General features: G+C 67.0%; 27 protein-coding genes. 18 read left to right on the top strand and 9 right to left on the bottom strand.

Going from position 1 to position 26,992, the window contains the following annotated elements:
• The 8 genes from ACFZA2_RS04625 to ACFZA2_RS04590 all read left to right on the top strand — a co-directional run.
• On the top strand, nt 1–970 hold a 970-nt coding region (locus ACFZA2_RS04625; RefSeq protein ID WP_391401194.1), incomplete at its 5' end, for a DNRLRE domain-containing protein.
• Nucleotides 971–1,124: 154 nt separating this feature from the next.
• Nucleotides 1,125–1,616, top strand: a complete 492-nt coding sequence (locus ACFZA2_RS04620) for a hypothetical protein (protein ID WP_391401193.1) — start codon at nt 1,125–1,127, stop codon at nt 1,614–1,616.
• Nucleotides 1,613–2,521 carry a hypothetical protein gene (locus tag ACFZA2_RS04615; RefSeq protein ID WP_391401190.1) on the top strand — a complete coding sequence of 303 codons (909 nt, stop codon included), beginning with the start codon at nt 1,613–1,615 and terminating at the stop codon, nt 2,519–2,521. The genes ACFZA2_RS04620 and ACFZA2_RS04615 overlap by 4 nt, the downstream gene beginning before the upstream one ends.
• A gap of 3 nt (nt 2,522–2,524) precedes the next feature.
• Nucleotides 2,525–3,982 carry a phytoene desaturase family protein gene (locus tag ACFZA2_RS04610; RefSeq protein WP_391401187.1) on the top strand — a complete coding sequence of 486 codons (1,458 nt, stop codon included), beginning with the start codon at nt 2,525–2,527 and terminating at the stop codon, nt 3,980–3,982.
• A complete protein-coding gene (locus ACFZA2_RS04605; RefSeq protein WP_391401184.1) occupies nt 3,967–4,872 on the top strand; it encodes a glycosyltransferase family 2 protein in 906 nt (301 codons plus the stop codon). The genes ACFZA2_RS04610 and ACFZA2_RS04605 overlap by 16 nt, the downstream gene beginning before the upstream one ends.
• A 12-nt stretch (nt 4,873–4,884) precedes the next feature.
• Complete coding sequence (locus tag ACFZA2_RS04600) at nt 4,885–5,949, top strand: hypothetical protein (protein ID WP_391401181.1); 1,065 nt, start codon at nt 4,885–4,887, stop codon at nt 5,947–5,949.
• Nucleotides 5,939–7,387 (top strand): lipopolysaccharide biosynthesis protein, encoded by a 1,449-nt coding sequence (locus ACFZA2_RS04595; RefSeq protein WP_391401178.1) that lies wholly within the window; start codon nt 5,939–5,941, stop codon nt 7,385–7,387. The genes ACFZA2_RS04600 and ACFZA2_RS04595 overlap by 11 nt, the downstream gene beginning before the upstream one ends.
• Before the next feature lie 227 nt (nt 7,388–7,614).
• On the top strand, nt 7,615–8,679 hold the full coding sequence (locus tag ACFZA2_RS04590) for an O-antigen ligase family protein (protein ID WP_391401176.1): 1,065 nt from the start codon (nt 7,615–7,617) through the stop codon (nt 8,677–8,679).
• 21 nt (nt 8,680–8,700) lie between these two features.
• Here ACFZA2_RS04590 and ACFZA2_RS04585 read toward each other — a convergent pair whose 3' ends face one another.
• The 7 genes from ACFZA2_RS04585 to ACFZA2_RS04555 form a co-directional block, all read right to left on the bottom strand.
• Entirely contained in the window at nt 8,701–9,744 is a 1,044-nt protein-coding gene (locus tag ACFZA2_RS04585) for a glycosyltransferase family 4 protein (protein ID WP_391401173.1), read from the bottom strand.
• A complete protein-coding gene (locus tag ACFZA2_RS04580) occupies nt 9,741–10,913 on the bottom strand; it encodes a glycosyltransferase family 4 protein (RefSeq protein WP_391401170.1) in 1,173 nt (390 codons plus the stop codon). The genes ACFZA2_RS04585 and ACFZA2_RS04580 overlap by 4 nt, the downstream gene beginning before the upstream one ends.
• Nucleotides 10,910–12,061: a glycosyltransferase gene (locus tag ACFZA2_RS04575; protein ID WP_391401167.1), complete on the bottom strand. Its 1,152-nt coding sequence runs from the start codon at nt 12,059–12,061 to the stop codon at nt 10,910–10,912. The genes ACFZA2_RS04580 and ACFZA2_RS04575 overlap by 4 nt, the downstream gene beginning before the upstream one ends.
• A gap of 38 nt (nt 12,062–12,099) precedes the next feature.
• Entirely contained in the window at nt 12,100–13,017 is a 918-nt protein-coding gene (locus ACFZA2_RS04570; protein WP_391401164.1) for an NAD-dependent epimerase/dehydratase family protein, read from the bottom strand.
• Nucleotides 13,014–14,015, bottom strand: coding sequence for a GDP-mannose 4,6-dehydratase (locus tag ACFZA2_RS04565; protein ID WP_391401161.1), 1,002 nt, complete (start codon nt 14,013–14,015; stop codon nt 13,014–13,016). The genes ACFZA2_RS04570 and ACFZA2_RS04565 overlap by 4 nt, the downstream gene beginning before the upstream one ends.
• A 176-nt stretch (nt 14,016–14,191) precedes the next feature.
• Nucleotides 14,192–14,773 carry a low molecular weight phosphatase family protein gene (locus ACFZA2_RS04560; protein WP_391401158.1) on the bottom strand — a complete coding sequence of 194 codons (582 nt, stop codon included), beginning with the start codon at nt 14,771–14,773 and terminating at the stop codon, nt 14,192–14,194.
• Nucleotides 14,770–16,191 carry a polysaccharide biosynthesis tyrosine autokinase gene (locus ACFZA2_RS04555; RefSeq protein WP_391401155.1) on the bottom strand — a complete coding sequence of 474 codons (1,422 nt, stop codon included), beginning with the start codon at nt 16,189–16,191 and terminating at the stop codon, nt 14,770–14,772. The genes ACFZA2_RS04560 and ACFZA2_RS04555 overlap by 4 nt, the downstream gene beginning before the upstream one ends.
• A gap of 161 nt (nt 16,192–16,352) precedes the next feature.
• Here ACFZA2_RS04555 and ACFZA2_RS04550 point away from each other — a divergent pair, with 161 nt between their 5' ends.
• From ACFZA2_RS04550 to ACFZA2_RS04530, 5 genes are all read left to right on the top strand, one after another.
• A complete protein-coding gene (locus ACFZA2_RS04550) occupies nt 16,353–17,762 on the top strand; it encodes a hypothetical protein (protein WP_391401152.1) in 1,410 nt (469 codons plus the stop codon).
• Entirely contained in the window at nt 17,759–19,642 is a 1,884-nt protein-coding gene (locus ACFZA2_RS04545; RefSeq protein ID WP_391401149.1) for a DUF4012 domain-containing protein, read from the top strand. The genes ACFZA2_RS04550 and ACFZA2_RS04545 overlap by 4 nt, the downstream gene beginning before the upstream one ends.
• A gap of 243 nt (nt 19,643–19,885) precedes the next feature.
• Nucleotides 19,886–20,710 (top strand): helix-turn-helix domain-containing protein, encoded by an 825-nt coding sequence (locus tag ACFZA2_RS04540; RefSeq protein ID WP_391401146.1) that lies wholly within the window; start codon nt 19,886–19,888, stop codon nt 20,708–20,710.
• Between the two features lie 144 nt (nt 20,711–20,854).
• Nucleotides 20,855–21,442, top strand: a complete 588-nt coding sequence (locus ACFZA2_RS04535; protein WP_315993617.1) for a hypothetical protein — start codon at nt 20,855–20,857, stop codon at nt 21,440–21,442.
• 153 nt (nt 21,443–21,595) lie between these two features.
• Entirely contained in the window at nt 21,596–21,811 is a 216-nt protein-coding gene (locus ACFZA2_RS04530) for a hypothetical protein (RefSeq protein ID WP_275797916.1), read from the top strand.
• Between the two features lie 90 nt (nt 21,812–21,901).
• Here the strand turns inward: ACFZA2_RS04530 and lepB are convergent, their stop codons facing one another.
• Both lepB and ACFZA2_RS04520 read right to left on the bottom strand, forming a co-directional pair.
• The gene (gene lepB, locus ACFZA2_RS04525; RefSeq protein ID WP_391401141.1) at nt 21,902–22,618 is read right to left on the bottom strand and encodes a signal peptidase I; all 717 of its coding nucleotides are present in this window, start codon (nt 22,616–22,618) and stop codon (nt 21,902–21,904) included.
• Nucleotides 22,615–23,700, bottom strand: coding sequence for a PqqD family peptide modification chaperone (locus tag ACFZA2_RS04520; RefSeq protein WP_391401140.1), 1,086 nt, complete (start codon nt 23,698–23,700; stop codon nt 22,615–22,617). The genes lepB and ACFZA2_RS04520 overlap by 4 nt, the downstream gene beginning before the upstream one ends.
• Nucleotides 23,701–24,185: 485 nt before the next feature.
• On the opposite strand from ACFZA2_RS04520, the gene rpsJ reads away from it, so the two are divergent.
• From rpsJ to rplB, 5 genes are read left to right on the top strand one after another with little or no spacing between them, the layout of a single operon-like run.
• Nucleotides 24,186–24,494 carry a 30S ribosomal protein S10 gene (gene rpsJ / locus ACFZA2_RS04515; protein ID WP_013584016.1) on the top strand — a complete coding sequence of 103 codons (309 nt, stop codon included), beginning with the start codon at nt 24,186–24,188 and terminating at the stop codon, nt 24,492–24,494.
• A gap of 8 nt (nt 24,495–24,502) precedes the next feature.
• Complete coding sequence (gene rplC, locus ACFZA2_RS04510; RefSeq protein WP_076673698.1) at nt 24,503–25,162, top strand: 50S ribosomal protein L3; 660 nt, start codon at nt 24,503–24,505, stop codon at nt 25,160–25,162.
• Nucleotides 25,163–25,164: 2 nt separating this feature from the next.
• Nucleotides 25,165–25,827, top strand: a complete 663-nt coding sequence (rplD, locus tag ACFZA2_RS04505) for a 50S ribosomal protein L4 (protein WP_307446362.1) — start codon at nt 25,165–25,167, stop codon at nt 25,825–25,827.
• Nucleotides 25,824–26,123 (top strand): 50S ribosomal protein L23, encoded by a 300-nt coding sequence (gene rplW / locus ACFZA2_RS04500; RefSeq protein ID WP_013584013.1) that lies wholly within the window; start codon nt 25,824–25,826, stop codon nt 26,121–26,123. Before rplD ends, rplW begins: the two co-directional genes overlap by 4 nt.
• Before the next feature lie 24 nt (nt 26,124–26,147).
• Nucleotides 26,148–26,987, top strand: coding sequence for a 50S ribosomal protein L2 (rplB, locus tag ACFZA2_RS04495; protein ID WP_013584012.1), 840 nt, complete (start codon nt 26,148–26,150; stop codon nt 26,985–26,987).
• The last annotated feature ends 5 nt before the right edge of the window (nt 26,988–26,992 follow it).

Here is a 26,992-nt window from a genome sequence, read left to right as displayed (position 1 = left end):
GGATCTGACGGAGGCGGTGAAGTCCGGCGTTTCGTCGGGCGCGGGGGCATTCACGCTCGGGCTGACCCAGGACGATGCAGGCAAGAACGCACTACTTGTGAATGTCTCATCCAAAGAATCGGGCGAGCGGGCGTATATCGACGTCACCCTAGCGCCGGCGACGGCGGCTGTGCCGCCGGGGGTGGTCAAGTCGGTGTCGATATCGGGGGTGCCGTCACCGATGTCGTTGGGCGCGGAGGTGACGCCATCGATCGTGGTGAAGGACACGATGGGTCGCAAGTTTTCAGGAGCCGACGTGTCAGTGGTTTCGTCGGTTCCGGGAGTGCTCCAGGTGTCGGCGTCAGGGTCGGTAAAAGCGGTTTCACCAGGGCAGTCGACGTTGACGGTTACAGCGAAGGCTGCGGGCGTGGTGGTGTCGTCTTCTGTGGATGTGAAGGTGGTGGATCCAAATCCGACGTCGTTGCGTATCTTTGTGTCGGAGGATGCGTATACGGATAGTGGAAATTCGTCGACTAATTATGGTTCGTCGTGGTCGTTGCGGGTGAAAGGTCCTTTGGCGACGACGGCTGAACGAGTGTCGTATTTGAAGTTTGATTTGTCGGCGCTGGCGGGGAAGTCGGTGACGTCGGCGGTCTTGTCGACGAATGCGGTGATTCAGGAGGCGGGGACGGATCCCGCGGTGATGCGGGTGGACGTGCATCGGGCGACGGGGGCGTGGTCGGAAGGGTCGGTGACGTGGGCAAACCGTCCGGCCGTGGGGGACTTGGTGGGTAGTTTCTTGGCGCCGAGGACGGCATCGCGTGTTGCAACGGATCTGACGGAGGCGGTGAAGTCCGGCGTTTCGTCGGGCGCGGGGGCATTCACGCTCGGGCTGACCCAGGACGATGCAGGCAAGAACGCACTACTTGTGAATGTCTCATCCAAAGAATCGGGCGAGCGGGCGTATATCGACGTCACCCTAGCGCCCTGACGATCTTGATGTCCCCGGCCGCACGTGACGGTGGTCGGTCCGTCATCTGGCCGACATGCGCGGCTGATAGCGTCGTTGCGGCGGTTGTGGGATGCGGGCGCACGGGTGTTCCGCGAGTTCGAAGCGGCGCACTAGGAAGCGACGGAGGGGAGCCGTGGTGGATTCGACTTATGAGCGGGAGACATCGGTGAGACGTCCGTGGCGGCTGATCCTGGTTGCTTCTTTCCTCGCTTTCCTCGCCATTCAGGGATTCATCTCTTTCAAGGTCCGGCCCGAACCGTATCCAATGGTCCGGATGCCCAGCTTCGGCCTCGCGGCCGGCACGGACGGAACGTACCCCGTGACGTTCGTGTCCGGCTCCGTAGAGTTCGACGACGGTACGTCCGCCGACATAGATCCGTACGCAATCATGAGCACGCTCCGCTTCTCCACGGCGCGGCCATCGCTGGACTACGTGTTCGCGCCCCCGAAGGGCGAGAACGTCTCTCCGCACCTCAAGGAGTGGCTCCGCGGACGCGTCCAGGACGTCACCGGACGTGACGACATCTCCGATCTGCGCCTGTGCTGGGAGGACGCGAGGGTCGACGTGAAGGACGCCAGCGTTTCTGATCGTCAGCCATGCCGGGTCACTGAGGTGACGCTGTGATCGCCCGCCTGGAAGGACTCATCGTCCGTGCGGCGGAGTCGTATCGCCCCGACGCACGTTTTCTGGCCGTCCTACGCATCGCCTACGGGCTGTGGCTCCTGCTCTTCCCCGTCGACATCCTGTGGATCGCGGCCGTGCCGGACGAATTCGTCCACCCGCGACCGGGGCTGTTCGGATTCCTCCACAGCGTGCCGCCCGAGGGGCTGCTCATCGCCCTATCGGTGATCCGCTTCGTGCTCGCGGTGCTGCTTGCCCTCGGCATCCTGACTCTTCCGACCTCGATCCTGATGACCGCGGTAATGGTCACCGCTGCCGGTATCTCGTACTCCTTCTCTAAGGTCGACCACTTCATCCTCTTCGAGCTGGTGCCGCTGTTCCTCGTCTTCGCCGGTTGGGGGAGCCGGTGGTCGGTCGACGCGTGGTGGCGCACACGGCGGGGTCGGGATCTGCTGCCCGCTCGCGGCATGCCCGTCCTGCTGTACGCCATGACCATCGGCTGGGCGATGCTCTCCGCAGCGGTGCCCAAGGTCCTCGGGGGCTGGCTCGACCCGTCGCGTCAGGCGACCCGGGGCTACATCGCCCGTGACATCGCCATTGGCGAGAAGCCGGGCCCGTTGGGCCAATGGCTCCTGCCGTTGGACGCCGACCTCTTCTGGAAGCTCCTGGACTACGCCACGATCGCCGCCGAGGGCCTGCTGATCGTGTTCGTCCTCACCCCGACGATCTATCGGTGCTGGATCCTGCTCCTGGCGTGCTTTCACACCGGCGTCTACCTGACACTGGGCATTTCGTTCATCGACTACACGCTGGTGTACGCGGTCTTCTTCTCGCCCGTCGTGATGTGGATCGTTCACCGGATCGTCTCGCGACGGCCGTCGGCGACCGCTCCGGTGCAGCGTGCGTAGGCGGTGCGGGTGAGGGTCAGCGTCGTCGGGAGCGGACCGAACGGGTTGGCCGCGGCCGTCGTCATGGCGCGCGCCGGTCACGACGTGACGGTGTACGAGAAGAATTCCAGGCCCGGCGGAGGCCTCAGCACCGCCGAGTTTTCCGAAGGCGGTGGGCTGTTCGACGTTTGTTCCGCGGTGCACCCGATGGCGCTGGCGTCGAAATTCTTCACGTCCTTCGGTCTCGACCGGCGTGTGCCCTTCGTGACGCCGGAGATCTCGTTCGCGCACGCGCTCCAGGGGAGATCGGCCGTCGCCTACCGCGACCTCGCTCGAACCGTGGAGGAACTCGGTCCGTCCGGGCGCGGGTGGGGCGTGGTCATGCGTCCGCTCGTGGGGAACATCTCCGCGGTTCGGGCTCTCAGCGGTCTTGCGCTGCGCGGGCGGCCCGCCGAGGTGGTGGGGGCGCTGGCGCTGGCATCCAGCGCGGTCGGGTTCTCGGCGCTGACCGGCCCCGCGCGTGCTCTGGCGTCGGGTGTCGTCGCCCACGGGGCGGCCCCGTTCGGCTCGATGGCCGGCCGGTTCGTCGGTGCCGTCCTCGCCGCCGAGGCGCACTCGGTGGGGTGGCCGGTGCCGGTGGGCGGGTCGGGTGCCATCGCGGATGCCATGGTCGACGACATCCGAGCGCATGGAGGCCGGATCGTCACCGACGCGCTGGTGGACGACATCCGCGAGGTCTGGACACCAGGCGACATCGCCTTGTTCGATACCGGTCCCCGCGGTTTCGCGCGCGCGGCCGGGAGTCTGCTGTCGACGCGTTACCGCGCCCGTCTCGGTCGGTATCGCTACGGCAACGCCGCGGCCAAGCTCGATCTCGTGCTGTCGGAGCCGGTGCCCTGGTCGGACGCGCGGCTCCGCGACGCCGGCACCGTGCATCTGGGCGGCTGGGAGCGCGACATCTCGCGCGCCGAGATCGATGCCCGGCGCGGCCGCCACTCCGCGGCGCCGTTCGTGCTGATGTCGCAGCCTACCCGCCTCGACCGATCGCGTCTGCCGGAGTCGTCGACAGGCGAGATCGTCTGGGCCTACGCGCACGTCCCGAACGGCTCGCACCGCGACCCGGCAGAAGCGATCATCCGACGTGTCGAGACCTTCGCGCCCGGATTCCGCGACACGATCGTGCACCGTGAGGTGCGACCCGCGACCTCGTTCGCTGAGTTGAACCCGAATTTCATCGGCGGTGACGTGCTGGGCGGTCGTGTCGATCTCGCGCAATTGCTGACCCGCCCGACCCTCACCGCACGCCCGTGGCGTACCCCCCTGCCGGGGGTCTACTTGTGCTCGGCGGCCACTCCGCCGGGCGCCGGTGTCCACGGGATGGCCGGATGGCACGCGGCGCGCAGCGCCCTCACCGCTCACGGCCAGACCATGCCCGACCTCTCCCCGACTCACAGGAACGACGAGCCATGGCAGATTTCCTGATCTCGATCGCCACGTACAAGCGACCCGATCTCCTCGACGACCTCCTCCGGTCCCTCGAGCCGGAGGTGGTCGGCCGCCGCGTCCGGATCGCCGTTGTTGACAACGACGCCGCCGGCACGGCGCGCACCGTGTGCGAGGAGTCTCCGCTCGACATCGAGTACGCGGTGGAGCCGCGCCCCGGGATCGCCGCTGCGCGCAACCGCGGCCTAGATATAGTCGCCGACGACGACCGGTTCCTGATCTTCGTCGACGACGACGAGCGGGTGCGGCCCGGGTGGCTGGGCGAGCTCGAGAAGGCTCAGGCGCAGTACGACGCCGACGTCGTGTCGGGGCCCGTCATCTCGGTGCTGCCCCCGGACGCTCCGGCGTGGATCGCGCGCGGCGGGTTCATCCAGCGGGCCCGGTTCCGCACCGGCGACCCGTCGTTGTCGCCGGCCACGAACAACACGCTCGTGCGGCTGAACTACCTGCGTTCGCTGGGGTTCCCGCGGTTCGACGAGACGTTCTCCCTCACGGGCGGAAGCGACACCGCGTTCTTCCGGGTGCTGCGCGACGCCGGCGCGCGCATGGTGTGGTGCGACGAGGCGGTCGTCGACGAAGACGTGCCGCCCGAGCGCGCGAACCTGCGCTGGATCTGGCGCCGCGGCATCCGTGAGGGGAACGTGTCGGGACGCATGATGCTGCGCGCGCGTTCGCGCCCGCGCCTCGTCCTCGACGGAGCGGCGCGGGTGGCGTACGGCGCGGCCGCCATCGCCCGTGACCTCGTGACGGGGCGCGGAGTGCAGGCCCGCAGCGCGGCCTACGTCACGCGCGGGATCGGATGGATCGGGGCGAGCCGCGGTCGGCTCATCACGGAGTACGCGCGCCCCGCGGAATCGGTTGAGGGATAGAGAAACATCGCAATGACAACGATCTTCGTTCTGGGTTCGGGACAGGAGGACAACATCGGCGATGTGGTCCTGCGTCGCACGATGTTCGACCAGCTCCGAACGCGCGGCACACTGCACGTCTTCCTGGGACCGGCGACGCCGGAGTTCGTCACCGCGCTCGCGCTGTCCGACGACGACGTCGTCTACCACGAAAAGGCGGCGTGGCGGTCGGCGCTCTGGCGCTCTATCCGTCGAGGTCGCGGCACGTGGTTCGTCGACAAGCCCGGTGAGCTCATCCTCGGGCGCCGTTATCTGCTCGCGCAGCTGCGGATGGTGCCGGCTTCTCTCGCGATCCGGCTGCAGCGGGGACGGGTCTTGCGTCTGGGGCTCGGCCAGCGCAGTCCCGAGCCGCGCCTGACCCCTGTTTACCGGGCTCTCTTCCGGCTGAGCAACATCGTGGCATGGCGGGATGCCGACACCTACGCGACCTTCCGGCTCGGCGAGGTCATGCCCGACTGGGGATTCGCCGAACGCGGGTCCACCGAGTCCGAGGGGCGTGACCTGCTCGTGCTCTCGTACCGCTCGGACAAACCCGTCCTCACCCCGGCCCTCGTCTCGGCCGTTCGCGAAGCGGCGCGGTCCCGGGGTCTCGGCATCGCCGTCGTGACCCAGGTCGGGCGAGACTCTCCCCGGTCGCAGGAACTGGCTGCCGCGCTGGACGCGGAACTGGTCGACTGGTCCGACGGGCGCACGCACGGCGAGCAGGAGCGGCTTCTCCGCGACGTGTACCGCCGTTCGGCGCTCGTGCTGAGCGACCGTCTACACGTGCTCATAGTCGCCATGACGGAGGGCGCCGTGCCGTTGGCGTTGTCTATGGGGCCGAACTACAAGGTCGGGCGCCATTTCGAAGCGATCGGATACTCGGGGGTCTCCGTGCCCGTCGCGGATGCCGACGCGGCCTCCGTGGACGCCGTGGTGGCCGCTGCGCTCGAACGTCGGCCCGAGGCCGAGCGCCTCCTGGCGGCCGCGGTGCGTCGCATCGACGACGTGGCGCAGGGTGCCATGGGTGCCCCGCTGGGGGTCGTGGATGGCCGCTAAGAGTCTGGGGCGGTCGGCGCTCGGCGGGGCCGGAGCCACGGTGCTGTGGCAGGGGGTGCGGCTGGTGCTGCTCGCCCTGAGCATCGTCATCCTGGCCCGACTCCTCGACCCGGCCGACTACGGCCTCGTCGCGATGGTCACCGCGCTCATCGGCATCGGAGAGCTCCTGCGGGACATGGGCCTCTCCATGGCGAGCGTGCAGGCCAAGACCGTCTCGCCGGAGGAGAAGTCGAACCTCTTCTGGGCGAACACCCTCATCGGTGCCGTCCTGACGTGTATCGCCTTCCTACTCGCCGAGCCGATCGCGGCGTTCTACGGACGCCCCGAGCTCGTCGACATAACGCACGCGTTGGCCTTCACCTTTCTCATCAACGGCATCGCGACGCAGTTCAAAGCGCAGATCAACCGGGACCTGCGCTTCATGGTGCTCGGCTTCACCGAGGCTCTGCCGCAGGCCCTGGGTCTCGCGGCGGCGATCGTGTGGGCGGTAAGCATCGGTGGATACGGGGCTCTCGTGATCCAGGCGCTGGTGATCGCCGCGGGGGGACTCGTCATGGACCTCCTCCTCGCCCGGTGGTGGCCGCGGGGGTACTCCCGGTCGACGTCCATCCGGCGATTCCTCCGCTTCGGCGGAGCCCTTGCGGGGACGCAGACCCTGGCCTACCTGTCGAAGAACCTCGACACCGTGGCGCTGGGTCTCACCGTTGGCAGCACGCAGCTCGGTCTGTACAACCGGGCCTATCAGATCGTCGTCCTGCCGTTGACCCAGCTCACCGCGCCGATGTCGCGGGTGGCTGTCCCTATCCTCTCTCGCGTGCAGGACGACGCCCGGGCGTTCAACCGTTTCATCCGGGCCGGGCAGTTCTTCAGCGTCGGCCTCGCGTCGGTCTGCTACGGCACGATCGTCGGGATGGCCGAGCCTCTGGTGCGCGTCGTGCTGGGCGAGGCCTGGATCGCGTCGGCTCCGGTTCTGCAGGTCCTGGCCATCTCCGGGGTCTTCCGCGCCATGGGTCAGGTGCCGTACTGGTTGTTCCTGTCGAAGGGGCACGCGGGCCGGCAGTTCCGGTTCTACCTCGTCGCGCAGCCCGTCATCGTCGTCGGCATCCTGGCGGGCCTGCCCTTCGGGCTCCTGGGGGTGGCGTGGGGTGTGAGCGCCGGATACGCCGTCTTTTGGATCGCGCAGATGCTGTGGGCCGCGCGCGCAACCGACACGCCCACGGGACGTCTCATCGTTTCCGCGCTGGCCATTGTGTTTTCGATGGGCTTCCCCGTGGCCGGAATTGGTCTTCTGGTAACCTCAATGGTCGGTGCACCTGTCGTGGCCATCGTTATCGGCCTGGCGGCATGCGCTGTATACCTTGGGGTGCTGCTGTTCGCAGTACCGATCTATCGAAGCCAGGTTCGGGAAGTGCTCACAGTGGTCCGGAAGCGTCGATGACTTCCACTGTTCCGGGCGTAAGTCCAGCGGCTACTGGTGAGGCCCAACGCCGCCGACACATCATCGGTATCTCCTTCTTCAGCGTCCTCGCTGCCCTCTTGCCTCTCGACCGCTTCGTCGTATCGGACGCCACGCTAGCCTCGAGGATCTCGTGGTCGGTATTAATTTTCTTGGTCTTGTGTGTTATTGGCGGACGAGTTGCGCGTCCTCCTTTCCCAATGCTGTGGGTGTCTGGAATCTTCCTGATACCTCTTGGTGGTCTGATTTCGGGCGTCTCTTCAGATATTGCCGCGAGCCTTTCGGTCGGAATCCAACTTGGGTTGCTCGTAGGCCTCGCACCTTTTGTGCTCCGGTACTATGTGCTCAGAAGCAGGGCGTTTCTCTGGGTCGTTGGGGCCGCCTTCGTGCTTTCCCAGTCTTATTCCGCCGTTATCGGCATGATCCAGCTCGCTGGTGGCACGCCGTTCGAGACCGAGCTGATCTTCGGGCGTGCTTCCGGGTTGGCGGGGCACCCGAACGTTCTCGGCATCATGTCCGTCCTGGCGATGCTTGCGCTACTTGCGGCCTTCCCCCGGGCAAGTCGCACGCTGAAGGTACTCCTCGCGGCGCTCTTCGTCTTGAATTTGCTGGCGCTCGTTTTCAGTGGGAGCCTGAGCTCGATGCTCGCAATGATGACGGGTGTTGTGGTCATCCTCGCGGTGAAGCGTCGTCTCGTTGCTGCTTTCATTGCCGTTGTGCTGGGTGGTGCGCTCGTGGCGATCTTCGCCGGCGCAGGCGGTCTCGATCCGCTCGGCGCGATATCCCCCATCACCACCCGCCTTGAGGTGGTGTTGGGTACTGCCGACGTAGACGGCGGCGCAGCTTCCGTCGGCACGAGAATCTTGACCTACGAATGGGCGTGGCGTTTTATTAGCGCCAATCCGCTCGTCGGTGTCGGCATGGACTCAATGAACGCCGGCACCTACAACGGCTATACGCCAGTGCACAACTACATTCTTCACGCGTGGTATCAGGGTGGATTGTTCTTTTTCCTTTGGACGGTGTTTGCGACGGTAGGCTTCATCCGCCTGTTCGCGCACTCGTTGCGAAGCAAGACCGCCGCAGTTCCTGCCGGTCTCATGATGGCGATGGTTCTTTTCGCTGCGACCTCGGCGTTCTACGACCAGCAGTCCTACTGGTTCCCTCTTCTAGTTGGCATAGTGTGCCAGCCAGGCCCGCGCAAAACGCTGCCGCCCAAGGCGCTAACGAGCGGGGTCCGACGCCCCGGCACGCCCGCGGGACGCTGGGCCTGAACCGCGGTCGGCGGTCGACCCTCAGACCAGGCGAATTCGCGATGCCGCGGAGCGCACGTTTTCGACCGCTGACTCGACGGTCAGGAGCGAGGCGTTCGCGCGCACATGCGCGGAGGCTTCCTCGTAGAAGGCCTCATCCGTCGACAGGCGCGCGATGGCAGCGGCCCACGCGGGCACTTCGGCGGGGTCGAGCACGAGTGCGCGTGCGAGTGCAGCGTCGGTGTAGAGCATCTCGGCGCAGCCGAACGCGCGGGAGACGACCAGGGGGATGCCGAGCATCGCCGCTTCGACGGCGCTGCGGCCGAACGCCTCCCGGGTGGATGTCCCGACGTATATACGCGCTGAGGCCCACACGTCCTCGCGTGAACGCCAGCCCCCGACTAGGACGTTGGCGGGTGCGCTCGCGCGTATTTGCTCTTCCAGCGGGCCGGACCCGTACATCACGCCTGTGATGCCGCTTCCGGAGAGCGCACGAAGAAACAGCTCCGGATTCTTATCGTGTGAGAAGCGTGCCGCCCAGACGACGTCGCCGGATGCCGCGCCGGACGCCGGTGGAGTCGTCGGCGGCACCAGTCCCGGCGGGACGAGGCGATCGACTGCTCCGCCCACGTCGCTCGCCAGAGTCGGCGTCGTTGCCCACACCTCGCGAGCTCTCCGCAGGGCCAGCAGCTCCAGAGTGCGCCAGACGGCGGTCTTCAGCGCGCCCGCCTCGGTCGGTGCAGGCCAGGGGAGTCCGCGCAGGTAGGCGACCCATGGCGCCGGGCCCAGGCTCAGCGCCATGTCGCTCTGCGGCACCATGCTGACGCGCAGGTCGGCCGCGACGACCTCGGGGAGTCGAGAGAGGTCGCGGCTGAGGCGCCGAACGCCCCCAATTCCGGACGGCTCGAGCTCCAGTTCGCGGATGCCGTCCTCCTCGGTTGCCCTACCGCCAGCCTTCGCCGAGACCCCGAGCACCGCAGACCATTCGAGGCCAGCGGCACGGGCCGTGCGCACCAGCTCAATAGTGGAGTTGTAGACGCCGCTGCGGGCGATCAGAGGGGCGGCGATGAAACAGATCTGGTTCACCAATTCGCGCTCCGCTCGGCGACGTCACGGATCCGGATACCGATTTCCTCGTCCACGAGCAGATCGGGGGTCGCTGCGGCTCTACGCGCGAGTCTGCCGCGCAGGTCCGAGTCGTCGATGAGCGTTCGGATCGCGGCGGCGAGCGATTCGACCTCCCGCGGAGCGAACACGAGGCCGTTATCCCGATCGGCCACCCACTCGGCCGGCCCCCCCTCCCCTGAGACGATGGTGGGTTTGCCGGCAGACAGGTACTGCAGCACGTTCTGTCCGAGAGGCTCGGGTCTCAATGAGCACTGCACGCAGACGTCTAGCGAGTCGATCGCGGCGGCGATGTCGCTGCTGTGTCCGGCGAACTCCACCCGCTCCTCGACACCGAGCTCCCGCGCGAGCGCGTTCAGGTCCCGCAGGAACTCCTCGTGGCCGAATGACGGTCCCCCGAAGAACACCAGCCGGGCGCCCCCGTCCGGGCAAGCGGACGCGAAGGCGCGCAGAAGCAACTCCTGGCCCTTCCAGGGGTCGATCCGGGCGACCAGGCCGATCCGTGCGACCGTCGCCGGCACGGTGACGGTCGCGGGATCCACCGGGTGCAGACCGGACGGGCTCGGGATGACGTCGACGACGTCGGTGCGTACGTAGGGCAGCACGGTCTCGAGCGTGGCCCGCGAGTTGGCGATGATTCCTGCGGCTCGCGGCAGGACGAATTGTCGCATGAGATGCGTGGCGGGTCCGCCGATGGCATCCTCGGTGATGAGATCGCGGATGTGCACGACGAACGGCGTGCGGGTGAGGGCACCCGCTGCCGCCACGTAGACGCTTGCGCGCGTGGTGTTCGCTACGAGCACGTCAGCGTCACGTACCGCTCGGAGTCGCGCGAGATCGAACGCCGAGGCAAGGATCTTGGCAGCCAGACGCGCTGCCGCGAGCGCCCCCGAACCGCCCTGCTGTCGTGCCACATGGCGGGGGCCGGTCTGTACAAGGGCGACGCCCTCCGGCAGGGATTCCGCGAAGACATTGGTCGCCCCGGGCGCGGCGCGAGGCAGGACGACGGTCGGATGCCACGGCTGCGACGTCTGCAGAAGACGCACCAGCGCGAACTCCGCTCCGCCGCGTTCGCTGGAGTGATCAGCGAAGACGACATTCACACCACCCGGGCGCGTCGGCCGGCTCACGATGCCGCCTCCCCACGGCCGCCCGTCGGGAGTGCGTCAATCCGCGCAATCTCATCCCGCAGGCGTCGGGCGAAGTGCTCCTCGGTGAACAGCTCCGCATGCGCGCGGATGCGGTCGCCGTCCCAGTCGCGCGTGGTGAAGTCGCGGACGGCCGTTGCGACGTCGGAGGGGGTCGGTGAATCGAAATAGACCCCGGTGACGCCCTCCGCAATTGTGTCGAGGAACCCGCCCCAGCGCAGCACGATCGAGGGCTTGCCATGGACGGCGCCTTCGATCGGAGTGAGGCCGAAGTCCTCGAAGCTGGCCGACACCACCGCGCGGGATCGTGCGTACAGCCACTGGATCTGGCCGTCGGTGAGATTCTTGACCATCGCGACGTTATCTCCGCACATGGAGGCGAGGCGACGCTCCTCTGGGCCTGCGCCGACTATCACGAGCGGGAAACCGAGCTCGTTGAATGCCTGGATGACGACGTCGACGTTCTTATAGGGCAGGAGCCGCGAGATGCAGAGGAAGAACGGTTCGGCGGCGAGGGCTGCGGGCAGCTCGACGGGCTCCTGCCGGATCGTCATGTCCACGGTGTGGGGTGCGGGGAGCACCTCCGCGTCAATGCCGTACGTGTCTTTGATGCGCTGCTGCACGACCGTCGAGATCGCGAAGTACGTCGTCGCCGTCCTCGAGGCGCGTCGGTCCCAGCGCTTGAGGAAGGGCGAGAGCACGTTCAGCACGAGGCGTCGCGGGGTGCGCTTTGACGATCCGAAGTAAGCGTCTCGCTGGTACAGCCAACGCGCGGGGGAGTAGCAGTAGACGATCTTGGAGCCGCTGGTGACGAAGCCGTGCGCCCAGCCGCTTGAGCTGACGATCGTGTGACGGGCCGGTATCCGGATGCGGGACGCGGCCCAGGCGAGGAAGGGCAGAGCCAGCCGATGTGAGCGCCGGAGCGGGCCGATCCGGTCCAGCGGCGATGTGATGATCGTCGAGCTCGCGAACTCGGGGTAGGTGGTCGACTGCTCGTAGAGCGTCGTGTAGATCGGCGCCGACGGGAAAGCGCGCTGCAAAGCCAGGACGACCTTCTCGGCTCCGCCTCGTTGGGTGAGGTAGTCGTGCGCGATCGCGACGTCGCTATTGTCCAGCTTCTCGGTGGTCACAGGGATCTCCTCGATGGGCGATGCGGGGAAGGGATGTGTCACCCAGAGACGGATGCTACGTACTCGCGGACCGAGTCTTCCCAGGGGATAGAAGGTTCCCATCCGAACTCGTCTCGCAGACGCGAGGAATCGCCGGCGATGCGCGGCGGGTCGTTGGGGCGAATGCGCTGCGGGTCGACCTCGACGGTCAGGTCGTGACGGTTGAGCGCGTCGCTGATGACTGCGAGTAGACCGTGGCCGCTCCGTGAGCTACCGGTGGAGATGTTGTAGAGGTCGTGGGCGTGTGCGGGCGCGGTCGCGAGGGTCAGGTACGCGGATGCTACGTCTCGCACATCGGTGTAGTCGCGTTGGGCCGCGAGGTTGCCGACTCGGACAGCTTCGCCCGGTGTCGCCGCGCGGACGGCGGCGGTGAGATCGGGGACGATGAATCCGTGGCTCTGGCCCGGGCCGATGTGGTTGAACGGGCGGGCAATTACCGTGTCCAGACCACGTGTGGCGTAATAGCGGGCCTGCTGCTCGACGAGAAGCTTCGCGAAGACATAGGGGCTCGACGGGGCAGTTGGGCTGTTCTCGTCGACGGTTCCAGAGGGTGTCGGCGCATAGACCGCGCCGGAGCTCACCACGATCATGCGCGGGTGCTCGCCCCGAGACGTCAGGCTTTCACCGAGATGCGTCATGATCCGGCTGTTGATCTCGATGTAGCGCTGAGGGTCCGCGAAGGACGGTCCCACCGCGGCGAGACCGGCTAGGTGCACAGCCGCGTCGAAGGAGTCCGCAATGGGCCAGCCCTCGGCCAGATCAGCGGAGAAGTAGCGATCGGCGTGCAAGGCGACTGCGGGTGCGGGGATAGTCTCGCGGCCCACCGCCCACACCGTGAGGCCGCGCTGTGCCGCCAAGGAAACGACTTGCGACCCGACGAAGCCATTCGCGCCCGTGACGACGAGCGTGTGGGTCATCGCTGCTGCAAGCGGGCCTGTTCCGCCAGATCGTGGGCAACCATGCGCTGGACGAGTCCGGGGAAGTCGACCTCTCGTCGCCATCCAAGTTCGTCCTCGGCCTTCGCGGGGTCGCCGAGGAGGATATCGACTTCGGCGGGGCGCATGAACGCCGGGTTTTGCACGACGTACGGGGTCCAGTCGTCGATACCGATTTCCGCGAAAGCGAGGGTCAGGAATTCCTCAATAGAGTGCGTCTCACCGGTGGCGAGCACAAAATCATCGGGGGTGTCGTGCTGCAGCATCCGCCACATGCCCTCGACGTAGTCCCCCGCGTAGCCCCAGTCCCGCTTTGGCCACAGGTCGCCTAGCTCGATGTGGGGTTGAAGCCCGAGGCTGATTCGCGCAACGGCGTGCGTAATCTTGCGGGTGACGAACTCGACGCCGCGGCGCTCGCCCTCGTGGTTGAACAGAATGCCGCAGGCGACGTACATATCGTAGCTCTCGCGATAGTTCTTCGCGATCCAGTGACCGTAAAGCTTGGCGACACCGTAGGGGCTACGGGGGTGGAACAGGGAATTCTCGTTGTACCCGGCGCCAGGGCGGTTGTAATCGAGTCCTCCGAACATCTCAGAAGTAGAAGCCTGGTAGAACCTGGTCTTCTGAGCCCGCCCCGTTATACGCACTGCTTCGAGAGCGTTGAGCACACCTTTTGCGGTGACGTCTGCGGTGAGTGTTGGGTTCTTGAACGAGTATCCGACATGGCTGATGGCAGCGAGGTTGTAGAACTCGTCGGGATCACTTGTCTCTACGGCCCGCACAACGGATGTGGGATCGGTGAGGTCGCCTTCAATCAGCGTTACGTACGGATACTCGGCTTGGGTGGCTTCACGCCGCGGATTGTTCTGCCCTCGGATGAGGCCAAATACTTTGTAGCCCTTCGAGTGGGGCAGGCTTGCAATGTGTCCACCATCCTGGCCAGTGATGCCTGTGACCAGTGCGCGACGGGGTGTAGTCATTAGTGCGTACTCCAAAATCGGGGGTTGATCGAAAATAGGAGATCAATGAAAGGAAGGGCGTTGGCGGTCGAAAACGCAGCTGACCACCGGGGTCGAGAGCCTCCGCTCTTCCCAAGGCCCGAACGTAACAGGCTCTTTCTAGCGGCGGATGACCACGAAGTGAGCAACATGTTTCGTCAGGAGCCGGCGGCGCGGGCCAGGAAATCTCCAACGGTCTCAACGGCCGGCTGAAGCTGCGAGTAGGAGAGCCGGTATGTATCGTCCGATCGCCGATAGGGGTCGACAACATCGAGCTCGCTTGGATCCGAGGGTTGCGGGACTAGCCCCCGGTGGCCAGCGGCCACATTCACCGCAGAGCGCAGACGGTCGTCCGCGCTGGCGTGGGTTAACTTTCCGTCCCATTGCCCTAGGTGCCCGATGACTCGAGCGAATTCGCGAATGGTGAAGGTTCGTCGGGTGGTTGCGGGCGAGAGCTCGACTATCGCGCGGCGGTGCTCGCGGGCCATTGCCAGTATGAGGTCCGACGAGCGCAGTAGCTCGGGAGTGAACTGCTGCGCTCGGTGCGCTGACCCGTCCACTCCGGACTCCGCAAGCAGATTCAGGGCGGGCGTCGGGATGCTGCCGTCAACAAGCGCTGCGGTGCCGGCACTCGCCACCTCGATGCCGTCTACATGAGCGAGTTCGCGAGCGAGTAGGAGTTCAGAGGTGGGTGACCTGCAGATGTTGCCGGTGCAAACCATGAGGACGCGGAAAGTCATGACTTCTTCGCCTTCGCTTTCTTGCGACCAGCGCGCGTGCGCTCTGAAGGGTCTGCGAGAGATTCAGCGTAGGAATAGGACCCGTATCCATAGCTGTCGGGCCCCTTCGCGGGCAGCATCGTGACGATGACTCCGAAGAGGCGCGTGCCAATTGCGCCGAGCTTCTCGACTGCCGCGGTCAGTTGGGGCTTCTTCGTCGTGCCCGAGGCTGCGACCATCAGTACTCCACTTGTGAAGCGAGAGATCACCGCCGCGTCGGTTACGAGAAGGAGGGGAGGTGCGTCGACCAGTACGTAGTCAAAGGCGTCGGCCAGGGCGGTGAGCGTCCGTTGCATTGCCTGACTTCCGAGAAGCTCCGAGGGGTTCGGAGGGGTCCGCCCGGAGGGCAACACGAAGAGTTTGCCAGTTCCCCATGGCTGAAGAACGTCTACGAGTTCCGCCCGGCCGATCAATACATCGGTGAGACCGACGCCACCCTCAATGCCCATGTAGTCCGCAACACGCGGCAGACGCAGATCGCCATCCACCAGCGCGACTCGTGCTCCGGTTTCAGCGAGAGCGATAGCCAGATTTGCTGTCGTGGTCGATTTCCCCTCGCCCGGCCCTGCGCTCGACACGACGAAGGAGCGTGACGAGCCATCGACGTCGACGAATTGGAGATTCGTCCTCAGGCTGCGGAACGACTCGGCACGCGGATTTCGAGGGTCCGCGTGAACGATGAGTGGTCGCTTCTTCGCGTCCGGGTCGAGGGCAATGCCACCAAGTACAGGGGCCTCGGTGGCGGCCTCGATGTCGTGCAGAGAATGAATTCGGGTATCGAGGAATGATCGAAGAACCGCTACCCCGAGCCCCAGCGCGAGGCCGAAAACGATGCCCAGAACAACATTCACGGGAATTCGTGGAGATGCGGGGGAGGTGGGGACTAGAGCGGGCGCAATAGTTTCGACACGGACCAGGCTTGCGGCATCTCCGTCCGGCTTTTCCAGCCGGTTCACGACAACGTCCGCGAAGTTAGAGCCGACCGAATTTGCGATGGCTGCAGCTTGCTCTGCGTTTTCGCTTGAGACCCGGATCGAAATGATCACCGAGTTGGTGGCAGACGAGGCGTCGACGGAGCGGGCCAGATCCTGGGCGGTGGTGTCGAGGTTGAGGTCGTTGATCACGCGGTCGAGCACTAGCGCGCTGTCCACGACGTCGACAAAGCTGACGACAGCCTGGCGAGCAAAGTTCGTACCCTGCGCGAGTTCACTGACCCCCGTGCTGTCTGAACGAACGGAAACGTATAGCTGAGTGCTCGCCTCGTAGGTCGGCGTCTGTACCAGCGAGTACCCGTACGCACCCGCGCCGCCGAGAACCGTCAGCGCCAGAATGAGGATCCAATTGCGATGCAGGATCCGGAGATAGTCGCGCAGTTCCAAGCCTCGTCCATTCGCCCGTCGTGTAGGTGAGTAGGTGCCCGGCGGATGCGCGCGATTTCTGCGGCTATTCTTGCCCGAGACAATCCGCGCCGTACCCGGCGCCCCCTCGACTACCCTACGACATTCGCAGAACGGCGCCGGAGATGCGCCGAGGAGACGCCATGAACGATCTCAGAAAGCTCGTCGGATCCTCGACCGAATCAGAAGGCAACGCACGTTCGGCGGCGAAGGCCCCGACAGAAAACAGCGCTTTGCGCGACCTGGTGGGCGCTGCGGCTGCTGTTTCGGTCGACGCGCGAGCCGCTTCGGAATCGGCGCGGTTGCGCGCCCTCGTGGGCGAGAGCGCCCCGCACTCCGCGCCCTCCCAATCGGAGGATCTCTCCGACCTGACCGGCGGGTCGCCGCGGGCGTCGTCCGACGATTCTCCGAGCGCGTTGAAGGCCCTCGTCGGCGGCTCCCGCCCCGCATCCACACCCGACTCTCGCGCCGCTCTGTCTGCGCTCGTCGGCGCCGGCGGCAAGTCCGCCGAGGATGCCGGCTGGCAGGCCCCGGAACTGGCGCAAGTCGGCAAGCGGCCCTTGTTCGGGGGACGACGCAAGGCCGGCGCGGTCAACTATCTGAGCGTGGCAGCCGCTGTGGTCGCGGTGCTCGCCATCGTCGGCACGGCGTCCTTCGCGGTCGTACAGCGCGCGACGGCGAACCCCGCCGACGACGCGATGGTCAGTCTTCGCGAGCGCGAGGCGGAGCTCGCCAATGACACGAAGGTGCTGCAGACCGCGGCCGACCTCTACGACGCTTCGGTGACGGAGGCAGCATCGCTGGCTCAGGCCAGTGAGTCGGTCTTCGTAGCTCTGCAGGGCCGCGTCGACGGAGCAACCCTGGGCGCGGCCGAGACGGCTCGGGGCACGCTGCTGCAGGCGTCCGCCACGGCGACGCCCGTCTCCATCCCCGAATACCAGCGCGCGTCGATCGACGAGAAGTCGCTTGCTGACGTGGGCAAGGCGATCGACGGCGTTCGCCTCGCCCGCGAATCACTGCCCACCTTGATCACCGACGCGCGCGACGCCCGCACGCAGATCACCGCGGCGGTGTCGGCTTTCAAGTCGCAGCTCACGGCGCTCGGATCCACGATCAAGACGGAGGCCGACAAGCTGGTCGTCGAGAACGACTCCGCGGCTCAAACCTTCCGTTCGGCGGTCACCGACGCGGCCGCACGCGTGACGGCGGCCCAGCAGGCGGGCGGAGACGGTCTCGCCGAGATGCCCGTTTACGCCGCGGCCGTCGACGCTCTTCGCGCGGAGAATCAGCGTGTGCTCGCTCTCGAAGAGGCCGAACGCGAGCGGACGCCCACCCAGCAGCCGACACGCAACCCGGGCTCGGGTGGATCGAACACCGGGGGTGGATCCACGCAGCCGCAGCCGCAGCCGCAGCCGACGCCGACGCCGACGCCGACGCCTTCAGGCACCACTCCCTCCATTCCGCAGCCGGAGAAGACGCCAGAAGGTCCTTCGACCGAAAACCCGGACGACACCGATACCAACGCGAGCAACGCCTCGGGGACGTATCTATGAGCTCTGTTGACACAAGCTCGCGGCGCGACCGCTCACGCCGCCCCGGCGCCAACGAAACGTTCAAGCCCTCCCCGCGGGCCTCCCTCGCCGCCGCCATCACCGGCTGGACCCTGGGCGCCCTCGGCTTCGCCGTGTTCGGCGTGGCCGCCGTCGCCCTCGCGTTCGCCCACCAGGCGGGCGTCGTGCGCACCGACCTCCTCGGGGCGCAGGCGAAGCTCTCCTTCGTTCCGCAGATCGTCGCCAACCGCGACATCGCGGGTCTGAACCAGGTCTCGGGCGAGGTGCTCGAGCAGACGAATCGGGCGGACGCCAATTCGTCCGGACCGCTCTGGGACTTGGCATCCTCCCTTCCTCTCGTCAAGGACAACACCGAGGCGGTGCAGAGCCTCACCGCGATGACGCGAGAGCTGACCGCGCGGGCGCTCCCGCCGACGGTCGCGCTGCTGTCGGCCTCGGACTTCTCGTCGCTCGCCGTCGAAGGCGGGGGCATCAACCTCGAGCCCTTCCGCGCGGCCGAGGGCGCTCTGCCCGAGATCACCGCCGCGTTCACGGATGCCAAGGTGGTCACCGACGGGATCGACCGCACGAACCTGCTGCCCATCGTCACCGAGCCGCTCGACCAGGTCGCCCAGATCGTCGATCAGGCGGCCCCCTCGCTCACGCTGGTGCAGAAGTACCTGCCGTCGCTGCTGGCTGCCGCGGGAGCCGACGGACCGAAGACGTACCTGGTGCTCTTCCAGAACAACGCCGAAATCCGCGCAACCGGCGGCAACCCCGCCGCATCGAGCGTCATGGTCGTCGACAACGGACGCATAGAGCTCAAGGAGCAGTCCGACTCGATGGCGTTCTACGCGGCCGGTCAAGCCGGCCGCTCGGCGCTCGACCTACCCGAGAGCACTCTCGCGCTCTACCCCGACACGTTCACGCGGTACTCGCAGGACTTCACGTTCTCACCGGACTTCCCGACCACGGCACGGCTGTTCGAATCGCTGTGGAAGCGCACCGACGGCTCGCAGTTCGACGGTGTGATCTCGATCGACCCGGTCGTGCTCGCGCACATGCTCGAGGTTCTCGGACCCGTCGATCTGCCGACCGGTGAGCAGATCACCGCGGAGAACGCGGTGAAGCTCGTGCTCAGCGACGCCTACCAGCGCTACGGCGACGCCGGCGACAACGGACGTTCGTCCGACGAGTTCTTCGCGGCCGTGTCGTCGACGGTCTTCTCGCGCCTCGCCGCCGGGCAGTGGAACCCGATCGCCATGTTCGACCAGCTCACGCGCAGCGCGCAGGAGCAGCGCATCAACCTCTGGTTCACCGACGAGCAGGCCCAGTCCCTCGTCACGGAGGTCGGTCTCGACGGCGGTCTGCGCGGCGACAACGCCGCGTCGACGCAGCTGGGCATCTACCTGAACGACTTCTCGGTCAGCAAGCTGGAGTACCACCTCTCAACCGAGGTCTTCGCCTCGTGCAACGCAGCGGATCGCACCGTGAACGTCAGCATGAACATGCGCAACGGCATCACGGATGACATCACGAACGCCTACACGCTGGGCTTCCGCAACAGCTCTTACGGCCTGCCTCCGCGCACGATGATGCTGGACACGCTGTTCTTCGCACCTCCCGGGGCGACGATCACGGCGATGGATCCCGGGCAGGGCGACATCGCGTCACTGTCGCGCAGCGGCAACGAGAACGGCAACACCGGCGAGAGCCGTATGGTCACGCTCGGCCAGGGCGAGACCCGCACCGTCTCGTACACCGTGCAGCTGCCCTCCGGCCCGCTCGGACCGCTCGATCTGCGCCACACCCCGACGGCGAGCGACACCCCGGTCACGATCGATCCGTCGTGCGACCCGTTCGTCGCCGGCTTCTCCAGCTGACGATCCTCGATCTCTTCGAGCCACCGCCGGGCTCTGAGGCAGGAAGGATGCCGTGAGCTTCACCGCTCGCGGCCCCCGGCTGCGCGAATTGTGCAAGTCTTAGCGCAATCTTGACAATCCCTTGACGTTCCACCGCGAAAGCATTGCGGTCCTCCCGGTTGCATGGGTGACGCGCTGGGCTGCGATCCGGCGCGACGATCGCGCATCCGGTGCGGTCCTGTCGTACTGCGTCGGGGGGCGTCGGTGGTCATCGCGCTCAACGACACCGCTCCGATCGAAGCCGGATTCGGCAGCGTGCGTATTCGCGCGAGTGTTCACGCGCGACCGGTGTCCGTGGCATCCGGAGCCGCGGACGACGAGGTCTCATTGTTCATCGCGCTCGATCGCCCTCCGTCCATCCGTGGGGCGGTAACCGAGAAGGGGCCGAGCACGGCGCTGCTCGCCTCACGAGCGCAGGCGGCGACGCCCCCGGCGGCCAAGTGCCACCTCGTGCTGACGTTCCCCGCTCAGGTGCTGAACGGCATCGGCATCGAGGCTCCCTTCGCGCACGCGATCGACACGCAATCCGCCCTCTTCTGGCCGTTCTTGACCTTCGCGTGGACCTGCGCGACGACGCGGGACCGGCAGACCGGGCTCTCGCTCTACTTCATGGAGCGACTGCTGCAGGAGATGATCGTCGGCGTCGTCGTGGCGTCGCTGAAAGCCCGGCACGACAAGCCCGCGGCGGACCTGCACGCGGCCGCCCTGTCGGTCATCACCGCGCGCGTCGGGGATCCCGACCTGTCGGCGGCGTCCGTCGCCGCGGAGCTGAACACATCGCTGCGCACGTTGCAGCGGCAGTTCACGGCGCGCGGCACGACGATGGACCGCAGCATCCGGGGCGCGCGTGTTCGGCACGCCATGACACTGCTGCGCGATCCGGCCTATTCCTCGCTCTCGATCGAGCGGGTGGCGCACACCTGCGGTCTCGCGAACGGCTCGTCTCTTGCTCGGGCGTTCGCCGCTGAGGGGCATCCCTCTCCGACGCGCGTGCGCGCTGCGCGCCGCCCGCACGCGGTTCGCGCCTGACGCGCCATCTCTCATACCCGAGACGCCGTCTTCCGCCACTCACCCGCGTGCTCACCTCCCCGCGTCGAGATCATCGCCGTGTTGTCACCTCGTTCCTCACCCGATGACGGACGAGACATCCGATCAAACCCCTGGGGGGCACACATGAGCACCGAGAACTCCGAGACCGCGACCGGCTCCGTCAGCCGTCGCGCCGTCATCAAGACCGCGGCCTGGGCCGCGCCCGTCATCGCCGTGGCCGTCGCCGCGCCGCTGGCCTCCGCCAGCACGACCGGACCGCAGCCTGTGCCGTCGGGGTCCGCGAGCACGCTCGACGGTGGCACGTCGATCTCCACCTACCGTGGCGGCAACCCGAACGAGATCCGTATCAACCAGTCGACCTCGGGCTTCGGGTTCTTCATCTACGACGGAAACGGCGACGAGTACCCGGCCGGTTCCTACTACGCGTCGGCGCCCACGATCACGGTGAAGTGGTCGGGATCGGGCGATTACACCCCGATCCTCCAGAACCTGCGCGGCTGGACCCAGTCCGGCGGCACCGTCGCGTCTGGGACGTCGGGCAGCATCACGTTCTCGTACTCCGGCCAGCTGCTCAACGGCTCGGCGAACCGCGTTCCGGCTCCGTACGTCATCCTCCGCCCGACCTCGGGAAACACGCTGCCGCCGACGCGCGCCGTCGTCGAGGCCTCTGCCGTCAACTTCGAGACGATCGACAGCGGCGTCACCATCTGACCCACCGGTGACACGAGGGCGTCGCGCACACCGCGCGGCGCCCTTCGTCGTCCGTGCGCGTCAACGTCTTCCCCCGCGATGACCACGCGCGCCACAATGAGCGGTGAATCGACCCGGCGTTCCGGCCGGATCGACCGAGTGAGGGGGAACGCCATGGGCGTCGACGACATCATCAACAAGGGCAAGAAGCTCCTCGACGAGAACCGCGACAAGATCGAAGAGGCGCTCAAGAGCGAGAAGGCCGAAGAGGTCAGCGACAAGATCCTCGACGGGGCCGCCGACGCGATCAAGAAGGTCGTGCCGGCCGAGCAGCACGCGAAGGTCGACGAGGTCCGTCAGAACGTCGACAAGCACATCGGCAACGCCTGACACCTATTCGCGCCGGCGCCGTTCCCACCTCGGGGGCGGCGCCGTCGTCGTTAGGACGCCGCGGATGGGGGAGCGGCGGCCCGCCCGCCGTCAGTCCAGCGGGCCGAACGCGCGGTCGAGGGGCCACACGATCGCGCGCACCTCGCCGATCATGTCCGCGCGGTCGACGAAGCGTGCGCAGTCCGTGGATGCCGGGGCTCCTCGGCATCCGACGACCGAATCGGCCGAGTTCGCCCGATTGTCGCCCATCACGAGGTACTGGCCCTCGGGAACGTCGATGGGGCCGAAGCATCGCGAGGACGTGGGGGCGCTCTCGCAGTCGAGCTGTCCAGCGATGAAGGGCAGGTCGTTGCGAACGTACTTCTCGTCGAGCGCGACCCCGTCGACCTCGACCTGCCCCTCAGCGCTGCAGCACCGCACCGTCGACCCCGGGGTCCCCACGACGCGCTTCACGAGCGCATCGAGGTTGCTCGGACCGAACCCGACGAGGTCGCCGACCCACCCCGCCGCCGTCCGCAGCGCTCCGCGCGGCGCGGCATCCGTCTTCCACGCGTCGGGGCGCGAGAAGACGACGACGTCGCCCTGCGCCGGGTCGGATACGGCGAGCGAGATCCGGTCGGCCACGATGCGGTCGCCGGTCTCGAGCGTGGGCGACATCGACTCCGACGGCACCTGGAACGGCTTGACCAGGAACAGCTGCACGAGGGCCAGCACGATGAACGCCGCGATCACGTGGGTCACGGGCGACCGGCGCACCCGTCGCCATCCGCGCGCACGCGGCACCGGGGGAGAGGTCCGATCGGTCATGCGGCCTCGATGAACCCGCGTGTACGCAGCTCGTCGAGAGTGGAACGGATCACCGCCGACGCGCTCCCCTCCGCCGGCTCGCCGAACTCCGCCTCCGCCGCCTCGGTGATCGCCTCCTCGGACGCCCCCGCGAGACACAGCGTCCACACGAGGCGTCCGAGCTGCTCGAGCGCCGTCACCACACCGTCGCGGAGGATGCACGCGCGGCCGTCCACGAGGATCGCGTCGTCGTACGCGGTGGCCCGCCACGGACCCACGGAGTCCGTGCGGCGGGGGAGCGTCCAGGCTTCGGCGCGCGGCGGGGGCGCATCGAACATCTGCTGCACGAGGGCCGGGAGCTCGGTGGCATCCCGGTAGATCAACCGGGTGGGGGCGCCGATCGTGTCGAACAGTCGCGCCAGCCGCTGCAACGGGGCCGGCATCTCCGGCAGGTAGCTGATCTGCGGGGTCATCTCGCAGACGGCGTCGATGAGGTCGACGACTTCGGGGCCGACCGTCGGGGATTCGGGCCGGCGGTCGATGAGCGTGAGCCCGATGAGCCGGAGCGGCACAGCGGGCAGACCCTTCAGCCCGAAGTGGCTGGGCGCGATCTGCTCCTTGTGGACGAGCCCCTCGGTGATGACCGAGAGCGGTTTGCGATAGGGGCTCACCGCGAGGTCGTCGGCGACGGCCACGGTCTCGTCGCTCACGTAGCTGAAGTGCTGTCCCAGATGACGGGATGCCGTGGTCTTGCCGCGGCCGGAGGGTCCCACCAGCGCGATCGTGCGGCCGTCCTCGGTGGCCACCCCGGCAGCGTGCAAGAGCAGCCGCGTGCCGCGGAGGGCGTCGAGCGCCTCCAGGGTGACGAGGGTGGAGAGGTTCGAGAGCCCGCCGTCGGGGTCGACGAACGCGTCGGGGTGGAGCTTCAGCACGCGACGACCGCGGGTGTCCTCGGCCCCGACGCGGCAATCGCGCCACGCCTCCAGGATGCGGGAGCGCATCCCGTCCGGCAGGGGGGCGTCGGTGCGCATGTCGACGACGACGCCCATCGCGTCGACGGTGCATACGGTCGCGGGTGCAGACCCGTCGTCAGCAGGACTCATCCGTGCCTTCCTGTCCGGCCGGAGACGCGCGATGGTCGTTGTGGTCGCCCCCCAGGCGCGACCATCCTATGGCGCAGCTCCGCCGGTTCGGGATGGGTTCGAAGGGTGATCCTGAGCATCCGCCGCACGCGACACGCCCGGGTTTGCGACACGTGCCGGGGGTCCGTAGACTAGTCCAGTTCCACATTCCGGCGTGCGCTCGGCGCGCGCCAGGATCACTGTCTCGGCAGTGCACAGGCGGCGCGGAAGCGCAGGGTCCTGGGCCGCGGGCAGCAGAACACCACACCGAACCCCTCATCCTTCACGGGATTCGCACGCGTGCGTGCGCGGGGCGGGCCGGAGGCCACGACGTGGCATCCGGTTTGACAGCTGAACAGCGGTGCAGCATCTCTCGCGCGAGCGAGGGGAAGTGCCAGGGTGCGTCAGCACCACCGTGCGTCCAATGCCCCAGGTCGGGTAAGACGCTGAAAGAGAGAGAGCAGACAATGGCGGGACAGAAGATCCGCATTCGCCTGAAGTCGTACGACCACGCCGGGCTCGACTCGTCGGCGCGCAAGATCGTCGACACCGTGACCCGTGCCGGCGCCACCGTGGTGGGCCCGGTTCCCCTTCCGACCGAGAAGAACGTCGTGTGCGTCATCCGGTCGCCCCACAAGTACAAGGACAGCCGCGAGCACTTCGAGATGCGCACCCACAAGCGCCTCATCGACATCATCGACCCGACGCCCAAGGCCGTCGACTCGCTGATGCGCCTCGACCTCCCGGCCGATGTCAACATCGAGATCAAGCTCTGAGGTTCGACATGGCTGACATCAACTCCAAGATCTCCAAGGGCCTCCTCGGCACCAAGCTCGGCATGACCCAGGTGTGGGACGAGAACGGCAAGCTCGTTCCCGTCACCGTCATCGAGGTCGCCCCGAACGTCGTGACCCAGCTGCGCTCGCTCGAGAAGGACGGCTACAACGCCGTTCAGATCGGCTACGGCCAGATCGACCCCCGCAAGGTGAACAAGCCCCTCACGGCTCACTTCGACGCCGCCGGTGTCACCCCGCGCCGCCACCTCACCGAGGTGCGCACCGCGGATGCCGCCGACTACTCGCTGGGCCAGGAGCTCACCGTCGACGGTCTCTTCGAGGCCGGCCAGCTGGTCGACGTCGTCGGCACCAGCAAGGGCAAGGGCACCGCCGGTGTCATGAAGCGTCACAACTTCAAGGGTGTCTCCGCATCGCACGGTGCGCACCGCAACCACCGCAAGCCCGGTTCGATCGGCGCCTCGTCGACCCCGAGCCGCGTCTTCAAGGGCATGCGCATGGCCGGCCGTATGGGTGGCGAGCGCGTGACCGTCCTCAACCTCACGGTGCACGCCGTCGACGCCGAGAAGGGCCTGATGCTCGTCAAGGGCGCCGTCCCCGGTGCTCGTGGCCGCATCGTCTACGTCCGCAACGCAGTGAAGGGTGCCTGATCATGGCTGACTCGACTCTCGCGCTCGACGTCGTGAAGGCCGACGGCAACAAGGCCGGCTCTGTCGAGCTGCCCGCCGCGCTCTTCGACGTCAAGACGAACATCCCCCTCATCCACCAGGTCGTCGTGGCGCAGCGCGCCGCGGCTCGCCAGGGCACGCACTCGACCAAGCGTCGTGGCGAGGTCTCGGGTGCCGGCCGCAAGCCTTTCAAGCAGAAGGGCACGGGTAACGCCCGTCAGGGCTCGATCCGCGCGCCGCACATGACCGGTGGTGGCATCGTCCACGGCCCGAAGCCCCGCGACTACGGCCAGCGCACCCCCAAGAAGATGATCGCCGCCGCCCTCCTGGGTGCGCTCAGCGACCGTGCTCGTGGGCAGCGTCTGCACATCGTCGACAGCTTCGGCATCGAGGGTGCTCCCTCGACCAAGGCCGCCGCGACCGCGCTGACCGCCCTGGGTGCCGTCAAGAACGTCCTCGTGGTCATCGACCGCGACGACGAGCTGACGATCAAGAGCGTGCGCAACCTCGCGTACGTCCACGTGCTGACCTTCGGCCAGCTGAACGCCTACGACGTGCTCGTCTCCGACGACATCGTCTTCACCAAGGCCGCCTACGACGCGTTCGTCGCGTCGAAGAGCGCTGCCACCGAGGAGGTCTCGGCATGACCACCGTCAACAAGGACCCGCGCGACATCATCCTGAAGCCGGTCGTCTCCGAGAAGAGCTACTCGCTCATCGACGAGGGCAAGTACACCTTCCTGGTGGACCCCCGTTCGTCGAAGACCGAGATCAAGCTCGCGATCGAGAAGATCTTCGGCGTCAAGGTCGCTTCGGTGAACACGCTGAACCGTCAGGGCAAGGCCCGTCGGACCCGCTTCGGCATCGGCAAGCGCAAGGACACCAAGCGTGCCATCGTCACGCTGAAGTCCGGCACCATCGACATCTTCACGTCTGTCGGCTGACGGTCGGGATAGAGGACAAGAACAATGGCTATTCGCAAGTACAAGCCCACGACCCCCGGTCGCCGCGGCTCGTCGGTGGCCGACTTCGCCGAGATCACCCGATCGACGCCTGAGAAGTCGCTGCTGCGCCCGCTGTCGAAGACCGGTGGCCGCAACAACCAGGGCCGCATCACCACGCGTCACATCGGTGGTGGCCACAAGCGTCAGTACCGTCTGATCGACTTCCGTCGTAACGACAAGGACGGCATCGACGCCAAGGTCGCTCACATCGAGTACGACCCCAACCGCACCGCGCGCATCGCGCTGCTGCACTACGCGGACGGCGAGAAGCGCTACATCCTCGCCCCCGCGAAGCTGTCGCAGGGCGACGTCGTGGAGTCGGGTGCCGGCGCTGACATCAAGCCCGGCAACAACCTGCCGCTGCGCAACATCCCCACCGGTACCGTGATCCACGCGATCGAACTGCGTCCCGGCGGCGGAGCGAAGATGGCCCGTTCGGCCGGCGCCTCGGTGCGTCTGGTCGCGAAGGACGGCCCCTACGCGCAGCTGCGTCTGCCCTCCGGCGAGATCCGCAATGTCGACGTGCGCTGCCGCGCCACGATCGGCGAGGTCGGCAACGCCGAGCAGTCGAACATCAACTGGGGCAAGGCCGGCCGCATGCGCTGGAAGGGCGTCCGCCCGACCGTGCGTGGTGTCGCCATGAACCCGGTCGACCACCCGCACGGTGGTGGTGAGGGTAAGACCTCCGGTGGTCGTCACCCTGTTTCGCCGTGGGGTAAGGCCGAGGGCCGCACCCGCCACGCGAACAAGGAAAGCGACAAGCTGATCGTCCGCCGTCGCACCGCCGGCAAGAAGCGCAAGTAGGAGTA

Origin of the sequence: Microbacterium sp. NPDC007973, assembly GCF_042958465.1 — a bacterium.
Taxonomy (GTDB): Bacteria; Actinomycetota; Actinomycetes; order Actinomycetales; family Microbacteriaceae; genus Microbacterium; species Microbacterium galbum.
Note: the sequence above shows the minus strand (reverse complement) of the source record. Positions and strands in the feature narration are given on the sequence as shown.